Raw genomic sequence first — 22,024 nt, 5'->3', positions numbered from 1 at the left:
CATCGGGGGGGCCCTTCGGGGTGCTGGCGATTGTCGCTGTGACCCAGTCCACCACGAAGGTGCCTCCCCTTCCATCGAAACTGTCAACCGGGCCCACCCCCATTTCGGCTCTCTTTGCGACAGAGCCGACATGCGGTGCAGAGGGATGTCGGAGTGAGAATCGGTCGGCGTTGCGGGACGGCGATCCGGCTCGAGGCCTGATCGGAGAGTGAACAGCCGGCACAGCGATCGGCGGCGGTTCGCCGCGCCGCAATCGACCACGAGCCACCGAAATGGCACCTCGGGCACATCATCCCCCGTCACGCGCCAGATAGCGGTCGTGGGATGGAGCCCCTCTTCCTGATCCTCGGGTGCCTGATCGTCGGCTACCCCGCGGTCGCGGCACGGGTCGTCGCCTGCTACCTGGCGCTGCTGCTACTCCGATCGGAGATCCGCAGGTGGACTCGCCGGTGACTCTGACCTTGACCCGGTACGTGGTCGATCTCGTGCCGGACCTGTGCGATCAGGATGCGGTGGCGCGGGCCCGCTCCGCTGTGCGGCCGTCGCGCGCCGAGAGTGGGGCGACGAACCGGCCGTCATCCAGCATGCGAGCCTGTCCCAGCGAGGTGAGCGTTTCGAGGAGTTCATGGATACGCTCGACGCGGGCGCGATGGAATGTCTTCGCCAGCTCTTCGGCCGCGGCGGGGCTGCGTCGAAATACCAGAGCAGTGCGTACTGCCTGCGCCTGCTCCGCGAGGGTCTTCGGCCACGCGGTTTTCGCCTTGATCTTCGCCAATGGCGTGGCCTCCTCCTCCGGCACTTCCATCCCCAGCGTCTCTTGCGTCGCTGTCGTCCCGGCTCCGGGCCTCTGGAAGTCGGGCCGGAGCCAGCGGACGATCCCCCGAGCTTCCTCGGCGGCTCGTTCGGCGTTCAGGGCGACGAGGCGTTCGAGGATCTCCTCATCGCTCAAATCGATCGGCCAGCCGTAGGTCTCGAAGACGGCGGCGTCGAGATCGTTGTGGATCCGCATGAGGACGGAGACGAGCCCTTGCTCGTGGGTCACCTTCTCCTTCTCCGTCAGCGGCTCGCCAGAGCGAAGCTTCTCGAGAACGTTGTAGACGTCCGTAAGGATCAGCTCAGGATGCCGGGCCAATTGCTGCTTGCGATGAGAATCGAGAGATTCAGCCAATTCTCGGATACGTGTTCTCTGCCCATCGGAGCAGTCCGGGAATGGAAAGGTCTCGAAGCATATCGAGTTGTTGTAGCGAGGGTCGTTGCCGACCCCCAATCTTGTCCCTGATCTCAAGGCCCAAATAACATGCAGGCGGCTTGATAGAACGCCCAAGTGGAACGCGTCATCGAGCATGATCCCGATGACCGTACTCTCGATCAGGGCGTCTGTCGGGAGAAAGAGAAAGATGCGGTGCTTCGCCGTGCGACAAGTAGCGATATATCGGTTTAGCCCGACCATCGCCTTCCTCATCTCGCTCCGCGGCTTCGCAAAGAGCCACCACAGCTTAGCGTAGCCCGCCCCGTCTTTTGAGTGTGCTTTGGCGTCTCTCTCCGGCTTGACCCGATTGAGTACACGCTGGAAGGCAGCCGGATACTTGGATTGCGCCTCCGAATCGGACATTCCAAACAAGTCGATGACAAATCTGTTTCTGGGTCTCCGGTTCAGTTCATTCCCCGCCACATATCGACGGAGGCAACCCGGCTCTTCGACGATTAATGAATCATCCGGATCAACCACAAACCCTTGGCCGACAAGCGTGACTCCCATAAAAGAAATTCCGCTATTTGATTGCATGCGTTCTGCCGCGGAAACTTTCGGACCGACACGGAGGTTCGCGTGGATCTCGCCCTTGTGCCCTGCAAAAACCACTTCGGCTGCATCGCCGTTTCCATAAGTCTCGTCGATGATGACGAGGAGCTCGCCGGATGATGGTGATGTCGAGCCAACCGTCATCGCTACGCGGACCGCAGCGCCATCTTGGCTGTCTACCCACGGATGATCTGGGATGGCAAAGGCCAGCGCCAGCCCAGCTTCGAGAGCCGATTCCGTCACCTGCCGGTTTGAAGATTGTGTTATGGAATTGGTCGTGATGAGCCCGAATCGAATGAGCTTCTGCACCTGGATCAACTTGGCGGCCTGGTGCCACCAATACATCACATAATCCACGGTCTCCGGCACTTCTGGCCACGTTGCTCTGAGTGCTTCGACATACCCGTCTCCGAGAGCAATCCGCATCCTCTTGTTGCCGATGAACGGAGGGTTGCCGACAACAAAATCCGCCTCCGGCCACTCCGCCTTCCTGGGGTTGACGTAGCGGTAAACCGGCACGCGCGCACTCTCGTCCGGCACGTCCTCTCCTGTCACCGGGTGCTTCTTCGTCGTCCGGCCATCCCACCGGCTCACGGGCTGCCCAGCCTCGTCGACGACCGGCTCGATCCGGTCGAACGCGAGCACCGCATCCCGGCATTCGATGTTGTGGAACGCCTTGATGATCGGCTCGGCCGGCATCTGCGCCCCGAAGGTGCGGAAGTGCCACTGCAGGTAGCCGATCCAGAGCACCAGCTCGGCGATCGCCGCAGCCCGCGGGTTCACCTCGATGCCGAGCAACTGGTGCGGGTCGACGGTCAGGCCGATCCCCTCGAAGACCTCCTGCCGCTCACCAAACCCGCGGAGCGCGTCCCTCACCTCGCCTTCGAGGCGCTTTAGGTGCTCCAGGGTCACGTAGAGGAAGTTCCCGCTCCCGCACGCGGGGTCGAGCACCGTGACCTTGCAGAGCCGGTCCAGGAAGCCGCCCACCTCCTCCCGGGCATCGTCCAGCTTGTCGGCCTTCGCGAGGGTCACCGCCGCGGCCTGCACCGCCTCCCACTCCTCGCGAAGCGGCTCGACGATGGTCGGCAAGACCAGCCGCTCGACGTAGGCACGTGGGGTGTAGTGGGCGCCCAGCTTGTGGCGCTCGACGGGATCGAGCGCCCGCTCGAGCAACGTCCCGAAGATCGCCGGCTCCACGGCCGACCAGTCGGACTTCGACGCCTCGATCAGCAAATCAAGCTGCGCCTCCGTGACGGGGAGCGCCTCGGAGCTGGCGAAGAGCTGGCCGTTGAAGCGCATCAGCTTCCGCTCGAGGATGGGCGAGAACTCGCCCTTGTCCATCGCCCGCCAGAGGGAGCTGATCATGCCGCAGAACGTGTCGAGCTTCCCGCGTCGGCCCTCGAGCAGCCTCGTGAAGCTCTCCTTGGGCAGGAGGCCGACGTCCTCGGCGAACATCGTGAAGAGGCAGCGCATGAGGAAGTTCGCGACGGCGTCGGCCGCATGGCCCGAGCGCTCGAGCGACTTGGCCACCTCGGCGAGCTTGACCGCCACCTCGCGGGTGACCTTCGCGCTCCTGCGGCTCGGGTCGAGCGCGATCGGGTCGGTCCAGACGAGCCGGAGCCGCTCCCTCACCTCGTCCTTGGCGAGGTCACGGAGCGGGATCCGATGGCTGCGGGCGTCGGGGAAGGCGACGTAGGTCTTGCCGGTGCGGGAGAAGTCGGCATAGAGCTCGATGGAGTGCCCAACGTCGACGATCACCAGGAACGGCGGCCAGCCCTCGTCGATCGGCAGCGCCCGGGCGTAGAGCTCCGCCTGCCCCTTCGCGGCGAGCATCGCGTCGTCCCAGCCCTGGGTGCCCCGGACGGCGGTCCCCTTTCGGCCCTTCTTCGGGACCTTCAGCCCCGAGGCGTCGGTCGAGGCCTCCTTGTCGCTCCCCTGCTTGGCCTCCAGGACGAAGCATTCGCGCTTGTAGAGGTCGATGAACTTGGTCGTCTGGTGCCCCAGGCCGTCGTCGAAGAGCACCGGATGCTCGAAGACATAGAGATTCTGGGAGGGGTCGGCCTTCGACGGCTCGGGCCTGGGCACGCCGAGCTGGTCGGAGAGGTCGCAGAGGAAGAGCTGGTAGTTCGCCCGCTCGGCGGCGCCGGAAGACTCCCAGCGCCTGATGAACTCCTCGATCGATGTCTGGCTGGGTTGGCCCTCGGCCATGCGCCCGCTCCCTTTCTCTCTGCTACCGTCGTGCCCGCCTGATTATGCCATCCATGGAGGCAAGGTGCTACCGGCGAGTCCTCCGCCCCCGGGGCGGTATCGCCCTCCATCCGTCGCCAGGAAGGACGAGTCGCCCTGGCTGCGCGCGATTGGTAACGGGCGCCGTTCGGGCCTTCACTCGATGGAGATCGTGGTCGGGATGCCGAGTTGGATGGTCACGGGGGTGTAGAGGTCCACGTCCTGCGCCGGCGTGTGGATCGACACGATCAGCGCGTATCGGACGGGGCGCGTGTAGCGCTCGAACTGGGGCCGCTCGCGCCACCAGCCGGTGATGGGATAGATCCCGAGGTGGCCGCAATCGGCCAGCTCGCTCGCCGTCCCGGTCCACCAGTCGGAGTGGATCGAGCCGCGGCTCCTGAGCTGCTGCCCCAGCGTCCACTCCTGCCCCTCGGTGGTCGCCAGCTCCTCCTCCTCGTCCCGGGCCATCTTGTTCAGGCGCTTGCGGAAGTCATCGACCCTCTCGAGCGGACGCTTCACGTCGAACCGCAGGCCGTGCGAGGCGTAGCGATGCCGGTACTTCCACCCCCGCCGGCCGGGGCTCGGCTCGATGAAGTAGGACAGGGTCACCCGCATCGTCACTTCCTGCTCGCCGAGCTCGCGCAGCTCGTCGACGGGCCAGGGCAGGTCGTAGAGGTGCATGTCACGGGTCTTGACCCGGCTCGCATCCTCGTCGCGCTCATAAGGATACAGCTCGGCCTGCGAGACGAGGCACAGCGCGTTCCGGGCACACCAGAGGGCCCGGTCCAGGCTCGGCACCCCGTAGCCGTAGCACCGCATCCGCCTCTGACACTCCTGCTTCGTCGGCGGCGGGAACTCCTCCAACATCGCCGGGGTCCACTCGGCGGAATGGATCATCAGCGCCCGGACCGTCTCCGGCCAGTACTCCGGGTACTCCGCCTGGATGACGGCGCCCACGCGGGCCGCGAGCGCGGTCGCGGCGCTCGTGTCGCCGGTCGCGACGAAGAGCTTCCCGGCGACGAGCCTCGAGGTCGAGAGGAGCTGGAGGTCTTCGATGGTGTCTGCCCCGTGGCGGGCCGGGCTCACCGCGCTGTTTCCGCCCTCCATCACGATGTCGGGCTTCAGGGGCCAGCTCTGCTGCCAGACGAGCGAGGTGGTGCTGCTCGGGCTCAGCGCGCCCGACGGAGCGACCGGCTCATATGCGGCGAACTCCTCGGACCGGATCAGCACCCGTTCGGTGAACGCGCCCACGGTGATGGCGTTCCAGGCCTGGCCGGGGTCGTGGATGCCGTCGGTATGGTTGGAGTCCGGATAGTTGTGGCGCTGACTCTGATCGGTGTTCCCGGCGCAGACGAAGACGAGGCGCTTCGGAGAAGCATCCTCCCCGAAGGCGATCTGGTCGAGCTCTCCGGACCACGACGAGGGCTGGCCGCGGTCGCGGGAGTCCGTCGCGGCGACGGCCATGCAGAAGACCCGCCGGCGGTGGGGCTCCACCTGCTCGATCCGGTAGACCGCCTCGGCGGTGATGGCGCCATACAGGTCCGGCGGGTTCGAGCCGGCGCGCGGCAGGATCTTCACCGACTCGAGCCGGTGCCTGAGGGCGACCCGCTCGGTGCTCATCAGGAGCTGGGACAGGTCCCCGTAGAGCGACAGGCCGGCCATCTCGGTGCCGTGCCCGGCATGGTCGGCCGGGGACGCTTCCGGGAAGCAGGTCAGGGTGTGCTCCTCGTCGATGGCGTGCGCGAGGAGCGGCTGCCCGAGATCGACGCCGGTATCCAGGACGCAGACGGCGACGGCATCGGCCGGGGGAGCGACGACCCGGGCCGCCGCTTCCCGCGCCCACTCCGCCTGCTCGGGGCGCTGCATGTGCCGCGAGAGGAAGTCCGTGGGACATTCCTTGGCGAGTCGCAGCTCGGCGACGACGTCGAGGAGCTGCAGCGAGGAGCCGAGCTGCGCGGCGGTGCCGTGGGCCAGGAGGACGAGGCGGTCGGGGAACTGGATGACGCGACGGCCTAGGGTCAGGCCCAGCGATTCCGCCTCGGCGCGGAAGACGTTGAGGGCCGCCTCGGCGCTGGGCGTGGTCCGGAGCCAGACCTCCCAGTCCAGCGGCCTGTCCTCGGGCGGGAAGTCGGCGTTGTCGGTCCAGAAGGAACGGAGCGCGGCACGCCGCACGCCGGAGATGCTCTCGACGAGCGCCCGGTGCTTCGGCCGGTTCGTCCTGGTGTCCTCGTTGAGGTAGCGTTCGAAGCGTCGAGAGAAGTAGGCCAGCTTGCCGTTGGGGATGAAGACGGTGGCGAGCGTCACGTCGCCGTCTGTGGTCACGTTGAGCAGCTCGATCCCCTGCTTTTCGGCCTCGAGGCTCTTGAGCTGCAGCTCGAACTCGGGGGCGCTGAGGAAGTCGAGGACGATGCCGGCCGGGTTTGCCGCGGCCCGGGCACGCCGCTGCTGCTCCTCCGCATTGGCCTGGTTGAGCTGATCGAGCAATCCCTCGCCGTGCGCCTGGCGATCGCGCGGCGGCATCCGGAAGGCCCCTCCGCCCGTGTTCGGCGTGGTGTACCGCTCCGCCCTGGCCCGCCCCTCCACCCTGAGATGTCGAAATCTATCCGCGGGGGGCATGGCCTCTCCTCGCCGAGGGCACCTAGAGCTTGTTGATGCTTCGCCGTTCGCTCAGGGCCGAGAGCAGCGTCTCGGTCGTGATGCTCGTGCTGTCCGACAGCACTGCACGACGTGCTGCGTCATCGCACGCACGAGCCAGCTCCGCGTAGCTTAGCCCATTCGCCGCGTCGAGAACATCCTTCCACCTGATTTCCTGGACACCGAAGACGCTCAGCCGGTTCTCGATCAGGCGTCTCGCCAATTCCGGCGAGGGGAGTTCGTAGCGGACGACGTCGTCGAAGCGGCGAAACAGGGCCGAATCCAGCATGCTCTCGTGGTTTGTGGCTGCAATGATGATACTGTCGGAATCGTCCTGCTCCAAGAACTGGAGGAAGGAATTCAGGATTCGTCGCATCTCGCCGACGTCGTTCGGCAGGTCCCTCGCCCCGCCGATGGCGTCGAACTCGTCGAAGAGATAGACCCCCCGCGTCTCATGCATCGCGTCGAAGATGAGCCGGAGTTTGGCCGCGCTCTCGCCCATGAACTTGGTGATCACACCGTGGAGCTGGACCGCCAGGAGCGGCATGTTGAGCTCGCCGGCGAGGGCCGAGGCGGTCATCGTCTTGCCGGCGCCGGGCGGGCCGACGAGCAAGAGCTTCCGGCGGGCCGAGAGTCCGTGCGCGCGGAGCTTGTGCTGCTGCCGATACTCCTGAGCGACCCGGCCGAGCTGGTCTGCCGTCGCCCCGGGCAGGACCATGTCGCCGAGGTAGACCTTCGGGTATGTGGCCGACAAGAGGCCCGCAAGCTCGCCGGTCGCCCGCGCGATCGGCACCGGCTTCTGGAGCTTGGAGGTGCTCCGGTGCAGCTTCGCCTGGTCGATCAGGGCCCGCAGCTCCTGGGCGAACTTGCCCTGACCCTTTCGGGCGGCATGCGAGGCGACCTGCATCGAGATGGCGATGAATCGCTCGTCGTCGCCCTCGGCGTAGCTCCTGAGGAGGGCCTTGAGCTGTTCTGCGGTCGCCATCTGGCACCTCGAGATCTAGTACGGCATTTTACCCAGATTATCCAAAGCAGCGTAACGCCGGGAGGGCAACCAACTTTTTGTACTATTGTGCAGTAAAGTGAGGCGAAGCTGGAAGCACCCTCCTTCGGGCACCGCACGCAGCCCCCATCCAGTAAGACGCCAGTCCCGCGACACAGTTTCATTGGTCGCGAAGCCGCCCTCCATCGGCCTCTCGTATAGTCGAAGGAGCGATTCTTGCCGACCCGAAAAGGCAAATGCAAGCAATCGTAGACCGTTTTCTGTCGGAAGGCTTCGCCATGTCGAGGAATTGACGACTGGGCTTTTGAGGCGAGATGGCCTCACGCCGCGTGCTGCCATCTACCGCGCGTCGGACGGTAGATCGCGTGTTGAATCCGCCGTACCGAGTTTATGGGATGGAACCCTCTCCCTCATTGGCTATTCGATCAGGAACAGGAATGGGCGCGCATGTTGAGCTAGTCGGCCGCCTGGGTGGTGAGCTCAGCCTGGCGGGAATGAGTTACGCTGTTTCCCTCGAGGGAGCCGCCAGGCCGAGCCGCTAACCCGGAGGACGTCCACTCCCGAAGCGATCTCATTTTCCGAGTAAATATCATTTTCCCCTCTGGGAAAATGAGGCATAATAGGAAAATGACCGGCCGCTCCGACTCAGGGCGTCCGATGACGAGGGATACCGGTGAAGGCAGAAAAACCACCATCAGAGGCGGCCATGATGGCCGCGCTCGCCTCTGGCGAGGTCATCCTACCGCCCGTGGATGTCGCCGTCTTGGAACGGGAGCCGTCTGGCCGAGGGACGGCCGGGGGTGTCCGGGCCGATGCCGTGGTCGCTATCCGCTGGGACGGCCGCGAATTCCGGTTTGCGGTCGAGTGCAAGGGCACATCGGAGCCGAAGGAGCTTGCGGCCGCGCTCGACCAGGCCGAGCGAGCGGCCCTCGGGCTGGAGTTAAGCCCGCTGGTCCTCGTCCCGTACCTCCCCCCGGCCCGGCTTGAAGAGATTCGGGCCCGCGGGGCGAGCGGGATCGACCTCTGCGGCAACGGCGTCGTACAGGTCCCGGGCGAACTCTTCGTGTACAGGACCGGCGCGCCGAATCGGTTCCGCGACGAGCGGCTCATCAAGAACGTCTACCGGCGTAACAGCTCCCTCGTCGGCAGGATGCTGCTCCTACGCCCCGAGTACGAGGCGGTCGGCATCCTCCACGCCGAGCTGGCCCGCCGCGGGGGGATCCTCGAGTTGTCGACGATCTCCAAGGCTCTCTCCGGCCTGGAGGCCGACCTGATCGTCGAGCGGACCCCGGGCCGTTCCTGGCGCCTGCGTCGGATTCGCCTGCTCCAGCCGGACAAGCTCCTTGATCTGCTCGAGGAGAACTACCGGCCGCCGAACGTGCGCCGCGAATTCACGGGCAAGACGTCCCTCACCGAGGAGGAGTTGCGGTCTGCGCTCGAGGGATGGCGGGTTGATGCAGGACGGCGCGTCGTCGGCACGGGGGCCGGTTCGGTGCGGGCGTACGCGGCGATGGCACGGGAGGAACGGCAGGAATTCTACTGCAGCGACCTCCCGGGCCTGCTCGACCACCTCGGGGACGCCGTGCGCCAGACCGAGCGGTTTGCGAACCTGCGGCTGTTCGAGACCGCGGACGACTTCGTGTATTTCGACGTTCGTCCGGGCCTGCTCGCCTCCCCCATCCAGGCCTATCTGGAACTCGCGGCGGGGGATAAGCGCGATCGCGAGACCGCGGAGCAGGTTCGCCGCCTGATCATGGACGAACTCCCGCTGGACCGGGGAGCGGAGGGGCGCGATGGATCCGCTGGCGAGTAGCCTCCTGGACCTCGTCTATGAGCTGCGCGACGCCGCCGTCCCGCTCACCGTCGGCGGGGGATATGGCCTGTATCTCAAGAGGAGGCACATCGAGCAGCTCGGGCTGCGCACGCTCCTCGACCGGCTGCCGGAGACCCGATCCACGAATGACTTGGATCTGTTCCTCCGGGCCGAGGTCCTGGCCGACGTCGGGCGCACGGAGCAGTTAGCCGCGGCGATCGCTCGACTGGGCTACGAGCCGGTCCCGGAGGCCAGGTATCTCCAGTGGCGCCGTCAGGTCGAAATCGGTCCCGTCATGCAGGAGGTCAAGATCGATTTGCTGGTCGGCCCCCTGGGGCAATACCGGGAGGCCCTACGCGTCAAGTCGCCGCGCGCCCGGCCGAAGGGCGACGTCAAGCTTCATGCCCACTGCGTCGAGGAGGCGATCGGTCTCGAACGCCGGCCGATCGGCATCCGGCTCGAGGGTTGCCGGATCGGGGGCGAAGCCTACTCGGGCGAGGTGTTCGTGCCGCAGGCGTTCCCGTACCTGATGATGAAGCTCTGCGCGTTCCGGGACCGGAAGGACGACCCGCGTAAGGATGCGGGCCGCCACCATGCCCTGGACCTGTACAACATCGTAGGCATGATGACCGAGGAGGAGTACGAAGCGGCCCTCGACCTCGGGCGGAGGCATCGAGAAGATCCACGGATCGCAGACGTCCGGGGCGTCGTCGGCGAGCACTTCTCCGATCCGACAGCGCTTGGGATCCTCCGCCTCCGGGAGCATCCCCTGTGGAGGCCCGAGTTCCAGCTCGACGAATTCGTGGCCGTCCTGAGCGAGGTATTCGAGATATGAGAGGGACGGCCAGGCGATCAATCGTTTCCGTAGTCGGGCTCCCATTCCTGGCTGAAATCATCCGTGACCGCAACGTCTACCGGCAAGTGTGCCTTCGCGAGCTGCGCGGTTCCTTCCAGCTCCAGCTCGCAGCCGGAGCAGCGGAATCGCTCGGCGCGGTAGCGGTGATCGTAGACCACGCGGTCCTGGAGGATCCGCCGGGACTCGCTCAGGATCGCCCAGCCGCGTGTGAGCTCCCCCGAACAGCAGCAGACCGGACAGTCATGAAGGGTAATGTTGGGCTTGCGAGGCGTGAGCCAGGCCTGCGCTCGGTTCGAGGCACGCAGCTTCTCTTCATCCCCGTGGGCTTCGGCCTTCTTGGCCCAGGCATGCGACGCGAGGCCTGTTCGTCTGTGGACTTCGGCGGCGATCTCCTTCTTGGTCGACTCGATGAAGTCGTTGACGACGCTGCCGATCTCCGGGCCGACAAAGTCATCGACCGATTTGCCGATGTCGCGCAGGAGGATGTCAATCGCCCGCCAGAATCCGGGCGCCCAGCTGCTCTCCTTGAGGCCCGTGTACGGAAGAGCGCCGGAGTGGAGCTCCTCGTTCCTGAGGCCGGCGATGAACTTCAGGTCCTTCTGGATCCGATCATCGAATTCGGCAGGGATCGCCTTCCCCAATCGGGAGACCACCGTCTTCATCGGGATCGACTGGAGCCCTTGCCCGTCGTCTGCGACGGCAACCCCGGCGGCAGATAGCAGCGACATGGCCTGGTGCTCGTCGCCGGGATGAGCGACGAGCACCGGGTGGCGCTTCGCCAGGGCGGCTTTGCCGAGCAGCTCGGCGGCCAGCGACGCCCAGAGCGGCCACTCGTCCTCGCGTCCAGCGGCGCGGGCCTCGAGCCCCCGCTCCATGAACAGCTGGGCCTTGGACCAGAGCGGATCGAAGTCAAAGGGATGGGGCATCGCCACTCTCCATCTGAAGGCGAAGCAGCTTCCTCCGCGTCGAGCGGCCCGCCTGGAGCAGCGGCGATCGGCCGTGGAGCATGCGATGATTGTCGATCACCAGATATTGGCCGGTCGACCATCTGATGGGTTGGACCTTGGTTTCCGACAGCGCCTCGCTGAACTCTGCGAGCAGTCGCTCGGCGCGCCGGCCGGTAGGCTGCATGATGTTGGGATCGAACCTTGCGAACCGCCCGATCCGGTCCACGATCGGTGCGAGGAAGCTCCTGCGGCCGTTCCTGAAGGCGAACTTCGCTTCGAACAGTTCCTGGGCGATGGGCTCCGACATCCGAGCAATCGTCTCCTTCACGTCGAGCAGGAGCGTGTCCGCGAGGTGCCCGTCCTCAAGGTTGAAGAGGAGCAGATAGCGCGGGGGGCAAGTCGCCGTGGCTTCGTCGGTGTGCAGCGGGAAGGCTCCCAAGCCATGGCGAGAACTCAGCGAGTTCGGCCGGGCCTCGTCGGCCGCAACTGATGTGAGGACCTCGGCAGTGCCGGTTTGCCGCCTCGAGGGGAGGATCCTCCCAATCGACCCCGCGATGGTCTCGAGAGTCGCGACGTCGGAAACCGTGGCAAGCGAGGATGAGAAGAACCCGCGAGTGCAAAGGGCCGCCCTGATCGCCTGCTGGTCGGGAAGCGCTATTTCCATTTGCGTTCAGCGTCTCTCGGTTCGAAGTTCGACCTCGCTCCTATGTCATTCGCGGCGGGCCCACGGGCTGATCACGTGGCTACCCAGGTCGAACATCCTCGTTTTCGCCCGAGCCTAACACACCGAGCAGGAGCGGCAAGCCAACGCGTGATCGCCACGATGCGCTCGCGATCACACCGTGTAGCCCGGATTGAATCGGCTAGCGGCATGCGAAGCGAGGACGATCGACCTCGCGGCCGGATCCCGAAGCGTCATGTCGATGACCTCGATGCTCGGGCCGCCGTTGAGCCTCCGCAGCACCTCGGCGATGACGAGGGTGGCCGCCGCCGCCCCGACGAAGGGCGCCCCGACCGTCCGGGAGGCAAGCCGGACGAGGCCACATTCATCCATGCCTGACGCGGCCAGGTTGTCATAGGCCCTGGCACGCGGATGGGGCACTGAAGCCGAGGCAGTCGCATCTCCCCACTTCGCCCTGGCCGTGGTCGAGGCGGGGAAGGAGTGAAGCCGCAGCGCGAGGTATTCCGTCGGACCGGCGCCGAGCCCCGCCTCGATGATGCAATCGAAGCCGGCATCCTCGTAGGCGGCTCGGGCCTGCGGGTTGTCCACCCCCCCGAGCGCAAGGCGCGGCTCGTCGTCGGCGATCGCGACACCGCCCGGGAAGACGCGCTCGACGAGACGGGTGCGGAAGCCGCGATCTTCGGCCCATCGCGCCATCGCACGCGTCTTCGGCTGGCCGATCGAACTCGAATCTGTCAGCAGCGAGGTGCTGTCGTTGGCCGGCGTGAGCCGGTCGAAGTCCTGCAGCACGAGTTCGACGTCGTCCGGAGACCTGTACGGCAGCAGGCCGAGCGTCCAGAGGTAGGCCTGACCGAGGTGCCCAAGCCCGATCAGCCAGAGTCGGGAAGGCAACACGATCGAGACGGGCCCGGCCGGGGCATCCTCCCAATCGCGGTGTTCGGGCGACCAGAGCGAAAGGCCTACCGATCGACGCCCGGCCATGGGGTTGCCGCGCAAGTGCTGGAAGGCCTCGGAGACCGCGATCGCGCCGGCGAGGACGGCGGCGGGGATGATCGCCGTGGTTTCCCCGAGGCGACGACCTTCCGATGCGGGTATGACGCCCCCGCGCCAGTCTTCGAACGTGACGACGAGCGACGGCGAGCCGCGGCCAGCCGCATCTTCGGCATCGCCGAGGATCAAGTTCGGCACACCGGGCCGCACCTCCCGGGCCGGTCGCCCCGCCAGCAAGTCGACCGCCTCGGACAGCCGGCTGCAACCGGGGAATGGGATCAGTAGGGGAACATCGAGCTGCCCGACCACCTCGACCCCGCCAAGAAGCGCCCTGCGTGCTATATTGACGATGGTCAGCAGGCAAGCCTGGTGGGCCGGAGAGCTGGCGACCTCTGGCCCAACCGCTACCGAGAGGCGATAGGAGCGGAACAGCTCATATCCTGCCGCCACCGTCGGCGACTCGCCCGTGTCGAGCGCCATCTTCACCACGCGGCTCACGGAATCGGCGTCTACATCGACCGCCGCTCCGTGCCCTCGATCCAACGTGATCATCGGAAACTCCAGCTGACTTTGAGGATGGACCGGGCCCGCCAGCCGCTGAGGTCCGTCCAGCGGTGGTCGCCGACGTAGCGGAAGAGCCCGAGTCTGTGTCGCCAGATCGGGCCGTCCGCAAAGTGCGGCACAATCACCGCCAGGTGTCCGGACCGGGCGATCATCGGATTGCGCCGATCTGCCTCGCTCTGGAAGGCGGCTCCCGGGTGTGTATGGATGTCGGCCAAGACCGAGAGCCCCTCGAGCCGGCAGATCTCCCACAGCTTCGGGAAGGCCGTCCCGTCGAGGACGCAGACCCCGCTCGCATAGGCGCGGGGGTCGAGTTCGTCGTAGTAGACGCAGCGGACCGCACGCCGCCTCCTCCCCTGGGAGGTGCCGAGTACGAAGCATCCGCTCTCGTGAGTCCCTGCCCCTCGGCGCCGGAGCTCCTCCATGCAGCCGAGCCACAGGCAACGCGAGAATCGTAGGGTCGAATCAGCCATTACGGACTCCGGTGTAGTCGCTCGAGTTGAGCAGCGCGTGGAGTTCCTCCAGGTACAGGGTGATGCCGCGCGCCGGCGACCACGCCAAGGCCGGATGGTCGACTCGCCAGTTGGGGTGTCCTGCTGCGCTGATCCGATCGCAGGGGAGATAGAGGCAGCTCCCGCCCTTCCAGTCCGGGCGGAACACGGCCGGGACGCGCGACCGGCCAGCCGGCCAGCGGGTGAACGGGAGCGGCTGGTTGGGCTCCGGGTCCCAGGGGCGCGCCGTGGGCGCCTGCTGGGGGTAGCCGGAGCAGTCGAAGCGAAACCACCATTCGTCGGGGGCACCGGGTCGGGCCGCGGCGGTGACCGCGATGAGAGCGGATGGCCAGTCGACCGGGCCGAGCTTCCATCGATGCTGGCATTCGCCGAGCAGGAAGGCGCCCGAGGAGACGTCGGCGCGGAAGGCCCGCTCGTCGGGCAACATGGCCGCTGCTTCCATGGCTCAACCCTCGATCCGCTTGATGGGGACGAGGTTGAAGCACAGGGTGCAGCAGCCGGAGACGAGGGAGCCGATCTGGTTGTCCGGCTCCGGTCGATCGTCGCTCGAGCAGAGTTGGAGGACATGCTCCGTGGCGTCGACGTCTGACATGCGAATCTTCTGGACGAATCGGCGCTTCACCCGGTCCACCGTGGCCGACGGCGGGAAGCGGATCTCCTCGGTGATGTCGTTGAAGTGGATGGTCACCGCGACTTGGCGGCAGCGGTTCACATGGATGCGGTCGCGGTGGCCGACCCCGACGGCGCAAAGAGTCGCATCTGGGTCGAGCGGTGCTTCTCCGTCGGGACCGAATACGTTCGCCCGCTCCCGGAGCTCGTCTCGGAGCCCAGAACTTGCGATGATCTCGCGGACCGGGGCCTCGGCATCGAGCTCGATCAGTTCGATGCGACGGCTGCCTTCGGCCTGGAGAAATAATTCGATCTTAGGCATGTCTCGCTTCCTTCATTCTAGTTGTCGAGGGAGGATGAACTCCTCTACCCCTCTTCAACCGGACAGGAAGTCAGACCGGAACTCCGCGCCCAAGTGGAGTTGGGGATGGCAGTTAGGAGCCGGCTATCGCGCGGTCTCGACCGCCGGTGTTCGGCCGCCGAAGGCGGCTGAGTCAGTGGACTCGGCCGTGCGTCGGGCAGACGAAATAGTAGGGGCAGGTCGGGCAGAATGAAGTCGGCCGGGGGTCGAACCGGCCCGCGGAGATGGCTTCGATCGCGGCCTCGATCGCGCTCAACTGCTCCTGCAGACTTTGGGGTTTGGCAGCGACGATTTGGCGCTCACGGTTCACCAGGGACACATGCTCGAAGCTGATGTTGCATCCCGGATGGTCGCATTGCACCGCCAACAGCCAGAGGGCGTACCGCGGCTTCGCCTTCTCCTTCTTGGCAAGTCGACTGGCCTTCAGCCGGCGGATCACGATCTCTCTCGCCGAGGCTTCGATATGATCGGCCCTACAGCGGATAACAGCCCCCGAAGACGGCAGCGTGGCGCGGCGTTCAGTTGCCAGGCCCGCGCCCCCCATAACGTCGAGCGCATTTTTGAGCATCCGTTCCGCCGCCTGGCGGTAGAGCCGCTCGAACGCGTCGCCCTGCGGCCCGAAACGGGCCCAGTCCTCCCGGAAACGATCCCCGAGCCCGTCGCACCTCTCCTCCGCCGTCGTCGTCTCGCGCATCCAGGAGAGAGTCGCGTGCAACGCGGATTGGAACTTGAGATAAGGCGAAGACTCTTCGCCGCCCGACAGCTCTAGCGCGAATTCATAATAGTAGCGCCTGGGGCACTCGAGATAGGTCTCGATCGCCCGATACGACCACTCCCCGTCGATCGGGCGAGCGACGAGCGTCGGCCAGGCCGGCTCCGCAGCGCCCTCCTCCACCCAGGCGACCGGCCCGTCGAGCGCCTTGGTCAGATGCGCGGCGATATGTGCCATGTAGCGTGATGGGTTCTTCGTGCTGGCCCCACCGTTGGTGAGGGCCCGGGACAGATAGAGCGTGTCGCAGGCCCGCGACAATGCGACGAAGAAGAGGCTTTCCTCTTCCGCGTCGCGACTCATTAATGAGTCTGGATCGATCAGGCCGGCAGGCAGCGGACACTCCTCTGGCCGGCCGGGCGACGGGAAGTGCCGAGCGGTCAGCGAAGGGATGTAGACATTCGGGAACTCCAGCCCCTTGCTCGCGTGGATCGTCATCAGGCGGACCGCATCGATCCCCGCGGCGCCGGCCGGCACCTGCCGGAGCTGCTTCTCCTCATCGAGGATCTCCAGCCGGCGCACGTGCTCAAGGAACGACCTCTTGGGATCAGTGCCCGGGGGCGGCTTGAAGGAGAACGCGAACTGCAGCAGCTGATACACCGCGAGCCGCCGCTGCTGGCCGGCGACACTCGCCTCCTCGAGCAGGAGCGCGAGGTGTGTGCCTCGACGGAACAGGTAATGCATCAGGAAGCGGTGGGGCGTCATCGGCCAATCGACGCCGTCCAGATCATCGGCGATGCGGCCGAGCCCGGCTCGCCCAATGTCGCTGATTCCGTCGATCTCGGCGTACCTGCGGAGCGCGGCGAGCATGACGACATGCTGCGCCCGACGCCAGGCGAAGACCGCCACGATGTCGTCCGGGGGGATGGCATACTGCGGCATCTGGGCCACGCGTAGAAGCCCCACGCCCCTCGGCTCGGAGGCGAGTGATATGAGGGCCAGGAGATCACGGATCTCCGGCCGCTCGAAGAAGTCGCCGAAATAGAGGCATGGGACGCCGGACCGCTCGAGGTGAGCTGCGACACGGGCCAGGATCGTGTGCGTCCGGCCGAGGATAGCGTGATTACCGAAGCGGTCCCCGGCGGCGACGCGGGCGAGGATCGCGTTGGCGATCCCGAAGGCCTCGGCCTCGCGCGTCGAGGCGATTTCGTAGATCACCTCCCCGGCCTCTTCCCCGCGCTGCGCGGCCAGTGGTCCCTGGGACGAAAGCCGTGCCGTCGACATCTTGCGGCCGAACGCTTCGAAGGTCCGGACGATCTTGCCGCCCGAACGATAACTGACCGAGAGGTCCGTCGTGCAAGCGCCCGGAAATTCGGCGCCGAAGCGAGACATGTTCAGGGGTGACGCTCCCCGGAAGCGGTAGATGGCCTGCCGCACGTCCCCCACGACCCATGGCCCACCGCCCGGTTCGACCAGCTCCTTCAGCAGGAGCCCGCTCGCTCGGTTCATATCCTGGTACTCGTCGACCAGGATATGACGCTTCGCCGCGCGCAACTCCTCCCGGATCGACGGGTGGGCGCGCAGGAGCTCGACCGATCGTGCGACGAGGTCGCCGAAGTCGACGAGTCCCCGCGAACGAAGTGCCTGTTCGTAGACGGCATAGACGCGCGCAACCTCGATCGCCCGATCCGCCGCCTCCAGCTCCTTTGGGTCGCCGGCCCCGGCCCGCGCCGCGGCGGCATGACGCATGTAGTCCTCGGGCGAGGCGAGCTCGTCCTTCGCGCGACAGATCGCGCCGAATATGGCACGGAGCTTGAGCACGGGATCGCGCAGATCGAGATAGTGATCGAGCTGCAGCTCTGGCAGCAGTTCCTCCAAGAGCATCAGGCTGTCGGTGCGGTCGAGCAGCGTCGGCTCCAGCGGGAGCCCGATCGCCTCCCCATACTTGCGGAGCAGTTCCCGGCCGTAGGCGTGGAACGTGCCCGACCAGACGGCCGTGGCGACCGGGCCGATCGCGGCTCGGATTCGTGCGGCCAGGTCCTGGGCCGAGGCATTGGAGTATGTGAGCGCGAGGATCGAGGACGGCTCCTCGCCGCTGGCGAGGAGGTGGACGACACGTCCGACGAGCGTCCTCGTCTTCCCAGATCCCGGGCCGGCGCGCACCTGCCTCGGCCCGCGCGGGGCCCGGATCGCCTCCCGCTGGCTCTCATCCGGGGGACGTTCCTCGAGGTCGACATCCTCCTCGGGCACGTCCGCGGGGAGAAGCAGCGCATCCGCCATCTGATGCATCACGAGGTCGACGGGCACCTTCAACTCGGAGGCGATCATCGCGGCGTCGTGCGTACCGTCTGAGCAGCGACGGCGGAGCTTGTCGCGCGGCAGGAGGAGTTCCCGCGCGAAGAGGTTCGCCTGCGCCTCGGTGCGTTCCTTCGGATTGTAGGGATCGGCATCGCCGACGAGCGACGTCTCAGGCTCCGCCGGAGTTGCGACGTCGAGGTCGAGCGAACCGCACGACGCACCGGCACCATCGAGCCAATGGTGGCCGAACTCGTGTGCCACGTAGAAGTTCGCCAGCGCCGGCTCGATCTCGCGGGAATAATAGATCCGAAGCCGCTCCCGGTCGTAGGAGGCCTCTGCGCCGTCCAGGAGTGCATCACCCGGCGGTCGAGGGCACCGCCTCACTCCCGTAAGCGCCTCGGCGGCGTCCAGCAGCACAGTCGCCGGCACCAAGTCATCGGTGGAGGGCGCGAGTTCCGCGTGGCGAAGCCGTGCCAACCGTCGTACTTCGCTCCACGCGCTCATTCAGCTTCCTCGCCGCCCCTCTCGGCGTCGACAATCCGGATCCACTCGGACTTGGCGTCCTCCGACAGGTCCGAGGCTCGGACAGCTTCGAGGAATTCCTCAACCGTCGCCTCGGGTCGTCCTCGAGCCTTGTAGCTTCCCAGCCGTACGGGTTCCCCAGACAGCATGGCATGGACGAATTCCACGGCACGGCCGAGGGCCCCGGCGATGCGCTCGAAGCAGCCGCTCGGGATGCTCGCCGGCCTGATCATCCGGCGATTGAGTTTCCCGATGATCGAATCGTCCAGGCTGCACTGACGTCCGAACTCCTCCTCGGAGAGGCCGCTTGAGGCGATAGCCTCGCACAGCCGGGGTGCTGCAGCGGCATGAGGATCAGGCGCCGCGGCGGATTCCTGCCGGTGGAGGACATTCAGCGCGTGACTCACGAGGAGGTTGCCGATGCGCCCCTCATCGATCTGGGTCTGCTCGGGCAGCTCGCATTGAACAGCCCAGGTGGCGAAGAATCGGACCAGCGCGTCGCGATGCTGGGGATAGCGGGCACACCACTTCGTCAAGGCCTCATGACTCGGTTCCGACTCTTCGAGCATCAGCTCGTCGAGGATGTCTTCGAGGTGGATCTGCTGGTTGTCGGTCATGTCTCATCTCCCATGGCTCCGCGCATCTGGGTGAACGATCGCTCCATCCACTTCCGAATCTGGCGGTCGGACAACTCGAAGTGACTGCAGAGGCTCGGTTTGCTCGGATCCTTGTCTGTGATCGGCCAGCCCCGCAGGTGGTGGAGGATCACGGCCTCGCGGTGCCTGGGATCGCTGATCGCGTTCAGGCATCTGCGCAGAACCTCAGGGGCGAGACGGCGCTCCTCCGCTTCGATCGCCGACTCTTCCGGGCTCGGCCCATCATCCGGCACGCTCTCGGCCGGGTGGGAGCTGCCCCCGCTCGACCACGCGCCGTCGGGCGTCGGAGCCGCGAACTGATGCGGCCGGGGATCTTCCTTCCGGCTCTCAACCTCGTTCAGGAACCGTCGCTCCACCGCCAGCCTGAAGGCCACTTCAAGGAATTCGCTCTGCCGAGTCGGCGTCTCGGCGAGAATCAGCTCGACCACGTCTACACCGACCTTCAGGACGATCTCCTCGGTCGTCGTCCGGTCGAACCCCTTCGCAGAGGATTTGGCGATGCCGGCAATACGCTTCCCGACCTCCTGCACGAGCTGACCGAAAACGGTCCGCTCGCCGCGGGATCGGAGGATCCGGATGAGATGGATGAGGGCCTCGCTGCTGAGACGTGTCCCCGAGTCGACGGCTGCGGTGGCTGCGGCAGGCCATCCCGATGGATCGTCGGCGAGCGCGCGACGGATCTGGGCCTCGACATCGGCCCGCCGTCGATAAGGCGTGCCGTCGAGGCGGGCCTGCGTCAACGGCGCAACCGACACCTCGGGCAGGTCCATCGGTTTTGCGGAGCTTTTCGATCGGCTCATATCCCTCTCAACCGGCTGGAATCCGACACCGGAACTCATTTCGGAAATTTTTTGGGACGCTCGAGGAGGCGCGTATTTCGGCGCGTCCTCTCAGCGAGGGAGGCCCTCGATACACCGAAGAAGACAGAAGTCGATGCCATCGGGGTGCCCCGATCTCTTCCTCCTGCTATAATCGAATACGGCATGCGTGTTGGCCAGCAGCATAGCAGGGGAACACGAATCAAAGCGAGGCTGAACTGGTTGCCTGATTTCGGCGTCCGATGCTCCAGTGGGATGTGGGCCGGCCTGCGCCCCGCCCTGGCCCTCGCCGAGAATTCGTCAAGACGGATTCGCAGCTCGGCGGCCCCAGTCGGGCCGCTCCACCCGCTGCTCCCCGCGGTGTTCGGCGAGTATATGCGGGCGGCCGTGTTCAATTTGAGGCTCGAGCTCGCTCTGAGAGGAATAGGCGATTAGGGTCTATTTCCGAGAGGTTTGGTGCGCAAATTCGACCTTAATCGCCTCCTTCGATCGACCGGTCAGGGTCGACGAGCGTCAGGATCGCCCGTCTGAGGTGCCCGGGCAAGGTCGGCCAGGCGGCGATCACTCGGGTGAGGTCGGTGTCGACTTCGGTCAACTCGCGCCGCACCACGTCGTCCCCGAGCTGCCCATGTGCTGCCACGACCACCTCGGCGATCCGGATCTGCATCCGGTGAACGACTTGTGGCCAGCAGGACGCGGCTGCAATTCTCGCCGCCCTCCGGCTCTGAGTTCCGAGTAGAGCGGATCGATCGAAACAGGTAGCTCTCTTCGACGCGGAGCTCATCTAGGCATCGAGGCCGCCGCGAGGGTAAGGATTGCTTGTCGCACGTGAGGCGGCAGCATCGGCCACATCGCTGCGAGCCGGCCGAGGCCCGCATCGCCCGGGGCTCCGTTCGCGACATCCGACGTCAACGAGGAGCAGTTGTCCCTGCAACCCGGCCTGCAACCAGGAGCTGCGCCCCGCCGCAAGTTGTTCTGCCGTAATGTAGTTCGGCGATCGTCGCCCCGGTCTACGGAACCGAAGGTTACAGGTTCGAATCCTGTCGGGTGTACTTCCCTCCGCGTCCGGCTCGACCCGCCCCAAACCGTCCAAGCCCAGCATTCGCAATGAGTTCGGGCTTGATGGTGGCGGGTCGCGTGCGTTTGTCAACGCACCACCATTCGGCTCGGATCAGTCCGACCATGCTCGGTCTGAGGAAAAAAATCGGGCAAGGCGTTAGCTGATGGATCCGTCGGGCCCAGCCGCTCGAGCCAAGTCGGCGCCGACGACGATCGGCGATCGCCTTCAGGAAGCAGAGGAGCGTTCTGGAGGAGAGCGTCAAGAGGCAAGCCGCGAGGCACGAACGTTTGGAGTCGGCTTCCGCGCTGATCGACGCGGGATCAACCGGCTCGCGCAGAGGGTCGAGGTTTCGGTTCGGTTTGGCCCGGGATCGGCCGGCAAGGAAGGTTCGCCGATGCGACGATCCTCGCGCGACGGCCGGTCAAGGAGGCAACCGCGGCGCGACCCCGCTCCCAACGATCTCACAGGTGGATCGGTACGCGATCGCACGAACACCGATCGGTCCCCAGGCCCCGAATCCGGCTCGGTTCAGGCCAGCAGCACGCAGGCGGCAACCGAGATGATGACGAGTCCCGTCGTCAGGAGCGCCGCGGGGGTCATCGAGACGGTCGGGTGGACCGGCGAGGCGGGATGGGAGGCGTGACCGGGGCCCATCCCCTCGTGATCGGAGTGCCCGGGCAGTATCCGTCCGGTGAAGACCATCCTTGACGCCCGCGCGGCCCGAGCGCAGGGCGGCCCTGGCCGTCAGCCGGCGGCCAGGATGCGGCGGACCGACGTCCGGCCGATCCCCAGTCGCCGCGCGATCTCCGCGTGGCTCACCCGCTCGGCCTTGAGCCGGAGGTATCCGTCCGGTGAAGACCATCCTTGACGCCCGCGCGGCCCGAGCGCAGGGCGGCCCTGGCCGTCAGCCGGCGGCCAGGATGCGGCGGACCGACGTCCGGCCGATCCCCAGTCGCCGCGCGATCT

17 protein-coding genes are annotated in these 22,024 nt (G+C 66.2%); 3 read left to right on the top strand and 14 right to left on the bottom strand.

Going from position 1 to position 22,024, the window contains the following annotated elements; translation table 11 throughout:
* Positions 1–324 precede the first annotated feature (324 nt).
* Entirely contained in the window at positions 325–453 is a 129-nt protein-coding gene (locus TsocGM_RS27760) for a hypothetical protein (protein ID WP_261341654.1), read from the top strand.
* Between the two features lie 49 nt (positions 454–502).
* Here the strand turns inward: TsocGM_RS27760 and TsocGM_RS24330 are convergent, their stop codons facing one another.
* The 3 genes from TsocGM_RS24330 to TsocGM_RS24320 all read right to left on the bottom strand — a co-directional run bounded on the left by TsocGM_RS24330 (position 503) and on the right by TsocGM_RS24320 (position 7,646).
* Positions 503–4,009 (bottom strand): class I SAM-dependent DNA methyltransferase, encoded by a 3,507-nt coding sequence (locus TsocGM_RS24330; RefSeq protein WP_126728067.1) that lies wholly within the window; start codon positions 4,007–4,009, stop codon positions 503–505.
* Between the two features lie 174 nt (positions 4,010–4,183).
* Positions 4,184–6,547, bottom strand: a complete 2,364-nt coding sequence (locus tag TsocGM_RS24325) for a S8 family peptidase (protein ID WP_158633746.1) — start codon at positions 6,545–6,547, stop codon at positions 4,184–4,186.
* Between the two features lie 118 nt (positions 6,548–6,665).
* The gene (locus TsocGM_RS24320) at positions 6,666–7,646 is read right to left on the bottom strand and encodes an AAA family ATPase (RefSeq protein WP_126728065.1); all 981 of its coding nucleotides are present in this window, start codon (positions 7,644–7,646) and stop codon (positions 6,666–6,668) included.
* Between the two features lie 691 nt (positions 7,647–8,337).
* Between TsocGM_RS24320 and TsocGM_RS24315 the strand changes: the two genes are divergently transcribed.
* Both TsocGM_RS24315 and TsocGM_RS24310 read left to right on the top strand, forming a co-directional pair.
* The gene (locus TsocGM_RS24315) at positions 8,338–9,477 is read left to right on the top strand and encodes a hypothetical protein (RefSeq protein WP_126728064.1); all 1,140 of its coding nucleotides are present in this window, start codon (positions 8,338–8,340) and stop codon (positions 9,475–9,477) included.
* Positions 9,458–10,312, top strand: coding sequence for a hypothetical protein (locus tag TsocGM_RS24310; RefSeq protein ID WP_126728063.1), 855 nt, complete (start codon positions 9,458–9,460; stop codon positions 10,310–10,312). The genes TsocGM_RS24315 and TsocGM_RS24310 overlap by 20 nt, the downstream gene beginning before the upstream one ends.
* 17 nt (positions 10,313–10,329) lie before the next feature.
* Here the strand turns inward: TsocGM_RS24310 and TsocGM_RS24305 are convergent, their stop codons facing one another.
* The 11 genes from TsocGM_RS24305 to TsocGM_RS27755 form a co-directional block, all read right to left on the bottom strand.
* Positions 10,330–11,259 carry a hypothetical protein gene (locus TsocGM_RS24305; RefSeq protein WP_126728062.1) on the bottom strand — a complete coding sequence of 310 codons (930 nt, stop codon included), beginning with the start codon at positions 11,257–11,259 and terminating at the stop codon, positions 10,330–10,332.
* Entirely contained in the window at positions 11,243–11,944 is a 702-nt protein-coding gene (locus TsocGM_RS24300) for a TauD/TfdA family dioxygenase (protein ID WP_126728061.1), read from the bottom strand. Before TsocGM_RS24300 ends, TsocGM_RS24305 begins: the two co-directional genes overlap by 17 nt.
* A 171-nt stretch (positions 11,945–12,115) precedes the next feature.
* Positions 12,116–13,450: a thiamine biosynthesis protein ThiF gene (locus tag TsocGM_RS24295; protein WP_158633744.1), complete on the bottom strand. Its 1,335-nt coding sequence runs from the start codon at positions 13,448–13,450 to the stop codon at positions 12,116–12,118.
* 50 nt (positions 13,451–13,500) lie between these two features.
* The gene (locus tag TsocGM_RS24290) at positions 13,501–13,986 is read right to left on the bottom strand and encodes an MPN domain-containing protein (RefSeq protein ID WP_126728059.1); all 486 of its coding nucleotides are present in this window, start codon (positions 13,984–13,986) and stop codon (positions 13,501–13,503) included.
* Positions 13,979–14,467, bottom strand: coding sequence for a DUF7665 family protein (locus tag TsocGM_RS24285; RefSeq protein WP_199756897.1), 489 nt, complete (start codon positions 14,465–14,467; stop codon positions 13,979–13,981). The genes TsocGM_RS24290 and TsocGM_RS24285 overlap by 8 nt, the downstream gene beginning before the upstream one ends.
* 3 nt (positions 14,468–14,470) lie before the next feature.
* Positions 14,471–14,956 (bottom strand): hypothetical protein, encoded by a 486-nt coding sequence (locus TsocGM_RS24280; protein WP_126728058.1) that lies wholly within the window; start codon positions 14,954–14,956, stop codon positions 14,471–14,473.
* A gap of 172 nt (positions 14,957–15,128) precedes the next feature.
* Positions 15,129–18,506, bottom strand: coding sequence for an ATP-dependent helicase (locus TsocGM_RS24275; RefSeq protein ID WP_126728057.1), 3,378 nt, complete (start codon positions 18,504–18,506; stop codon positions 15,129–15,131).
* On the bottom strand, positions 18,503–19,141 hold the full coding sequence (locus TsocGM_RS24270) for a hypothetical protein (protein ID WP_126728056.1): 639 nt from the start codon (positions 19,139–19,141) through the stop codon (positions 18,503–18,505). Before TsocGM_RS24270 ends, TsocGM_RS24275 begins: the two co-directional genes overlap by 4 nt.
* Complete coding sequence (locus tag TsocGM_RS24265) at positions 19,138–19,950, bottom strand: RNA polymerase sigma factor (RefSeq protein ID WP_126728055.1); 813 nt, start codon at positions 19,948–19,950, stop codon at positions 19,138–19,140. The genes TsocGM_RS24270 and TsocGM_RS24265 overlap by 4 nt, the downstream gene beginning before the upstream one ends.
* A gap of 520 nt (positions 19,951–20,470) precedes the next feature.
* A complete protein-coding gene (locus tag TsocGM_RS24260) occupies positions 20,471–20,665 on the bottom strand; it encodes a hypothetical protein (RefSeq protein WP_126728054.1) in 195 nt (64 codons plus the stop codon).
* A gap of 921 nt (positions 20,666–21,586) precedes the next feature.
* Positions 21,587–21,712 (bottom strand): hypothetical protein, encoded by a 126-nt coding sequence (locus TsocGM_RS27755; RefSeq protein ID WP_261341653.1) that lies wholly within the window; start codon positions 21,710–21,712, stop codon positions 21,587–21,589.
* Between the last annotated feature and the right edge of the window lie 312 nt (positions 21,713–22,024).

This window comes from Tautonia sociabilis, assembly GCF_003977685.1.
GTDB classification, from domain to species: Bacteria; Planctomycetota; Planctomycetia; order Isosphaerales; family Isosphaeraceae; genus Tautonia; species Tautonia sociabilis.
This window is presented reverse-complemented; position numbering and strand designations above follow the sequence as displayed.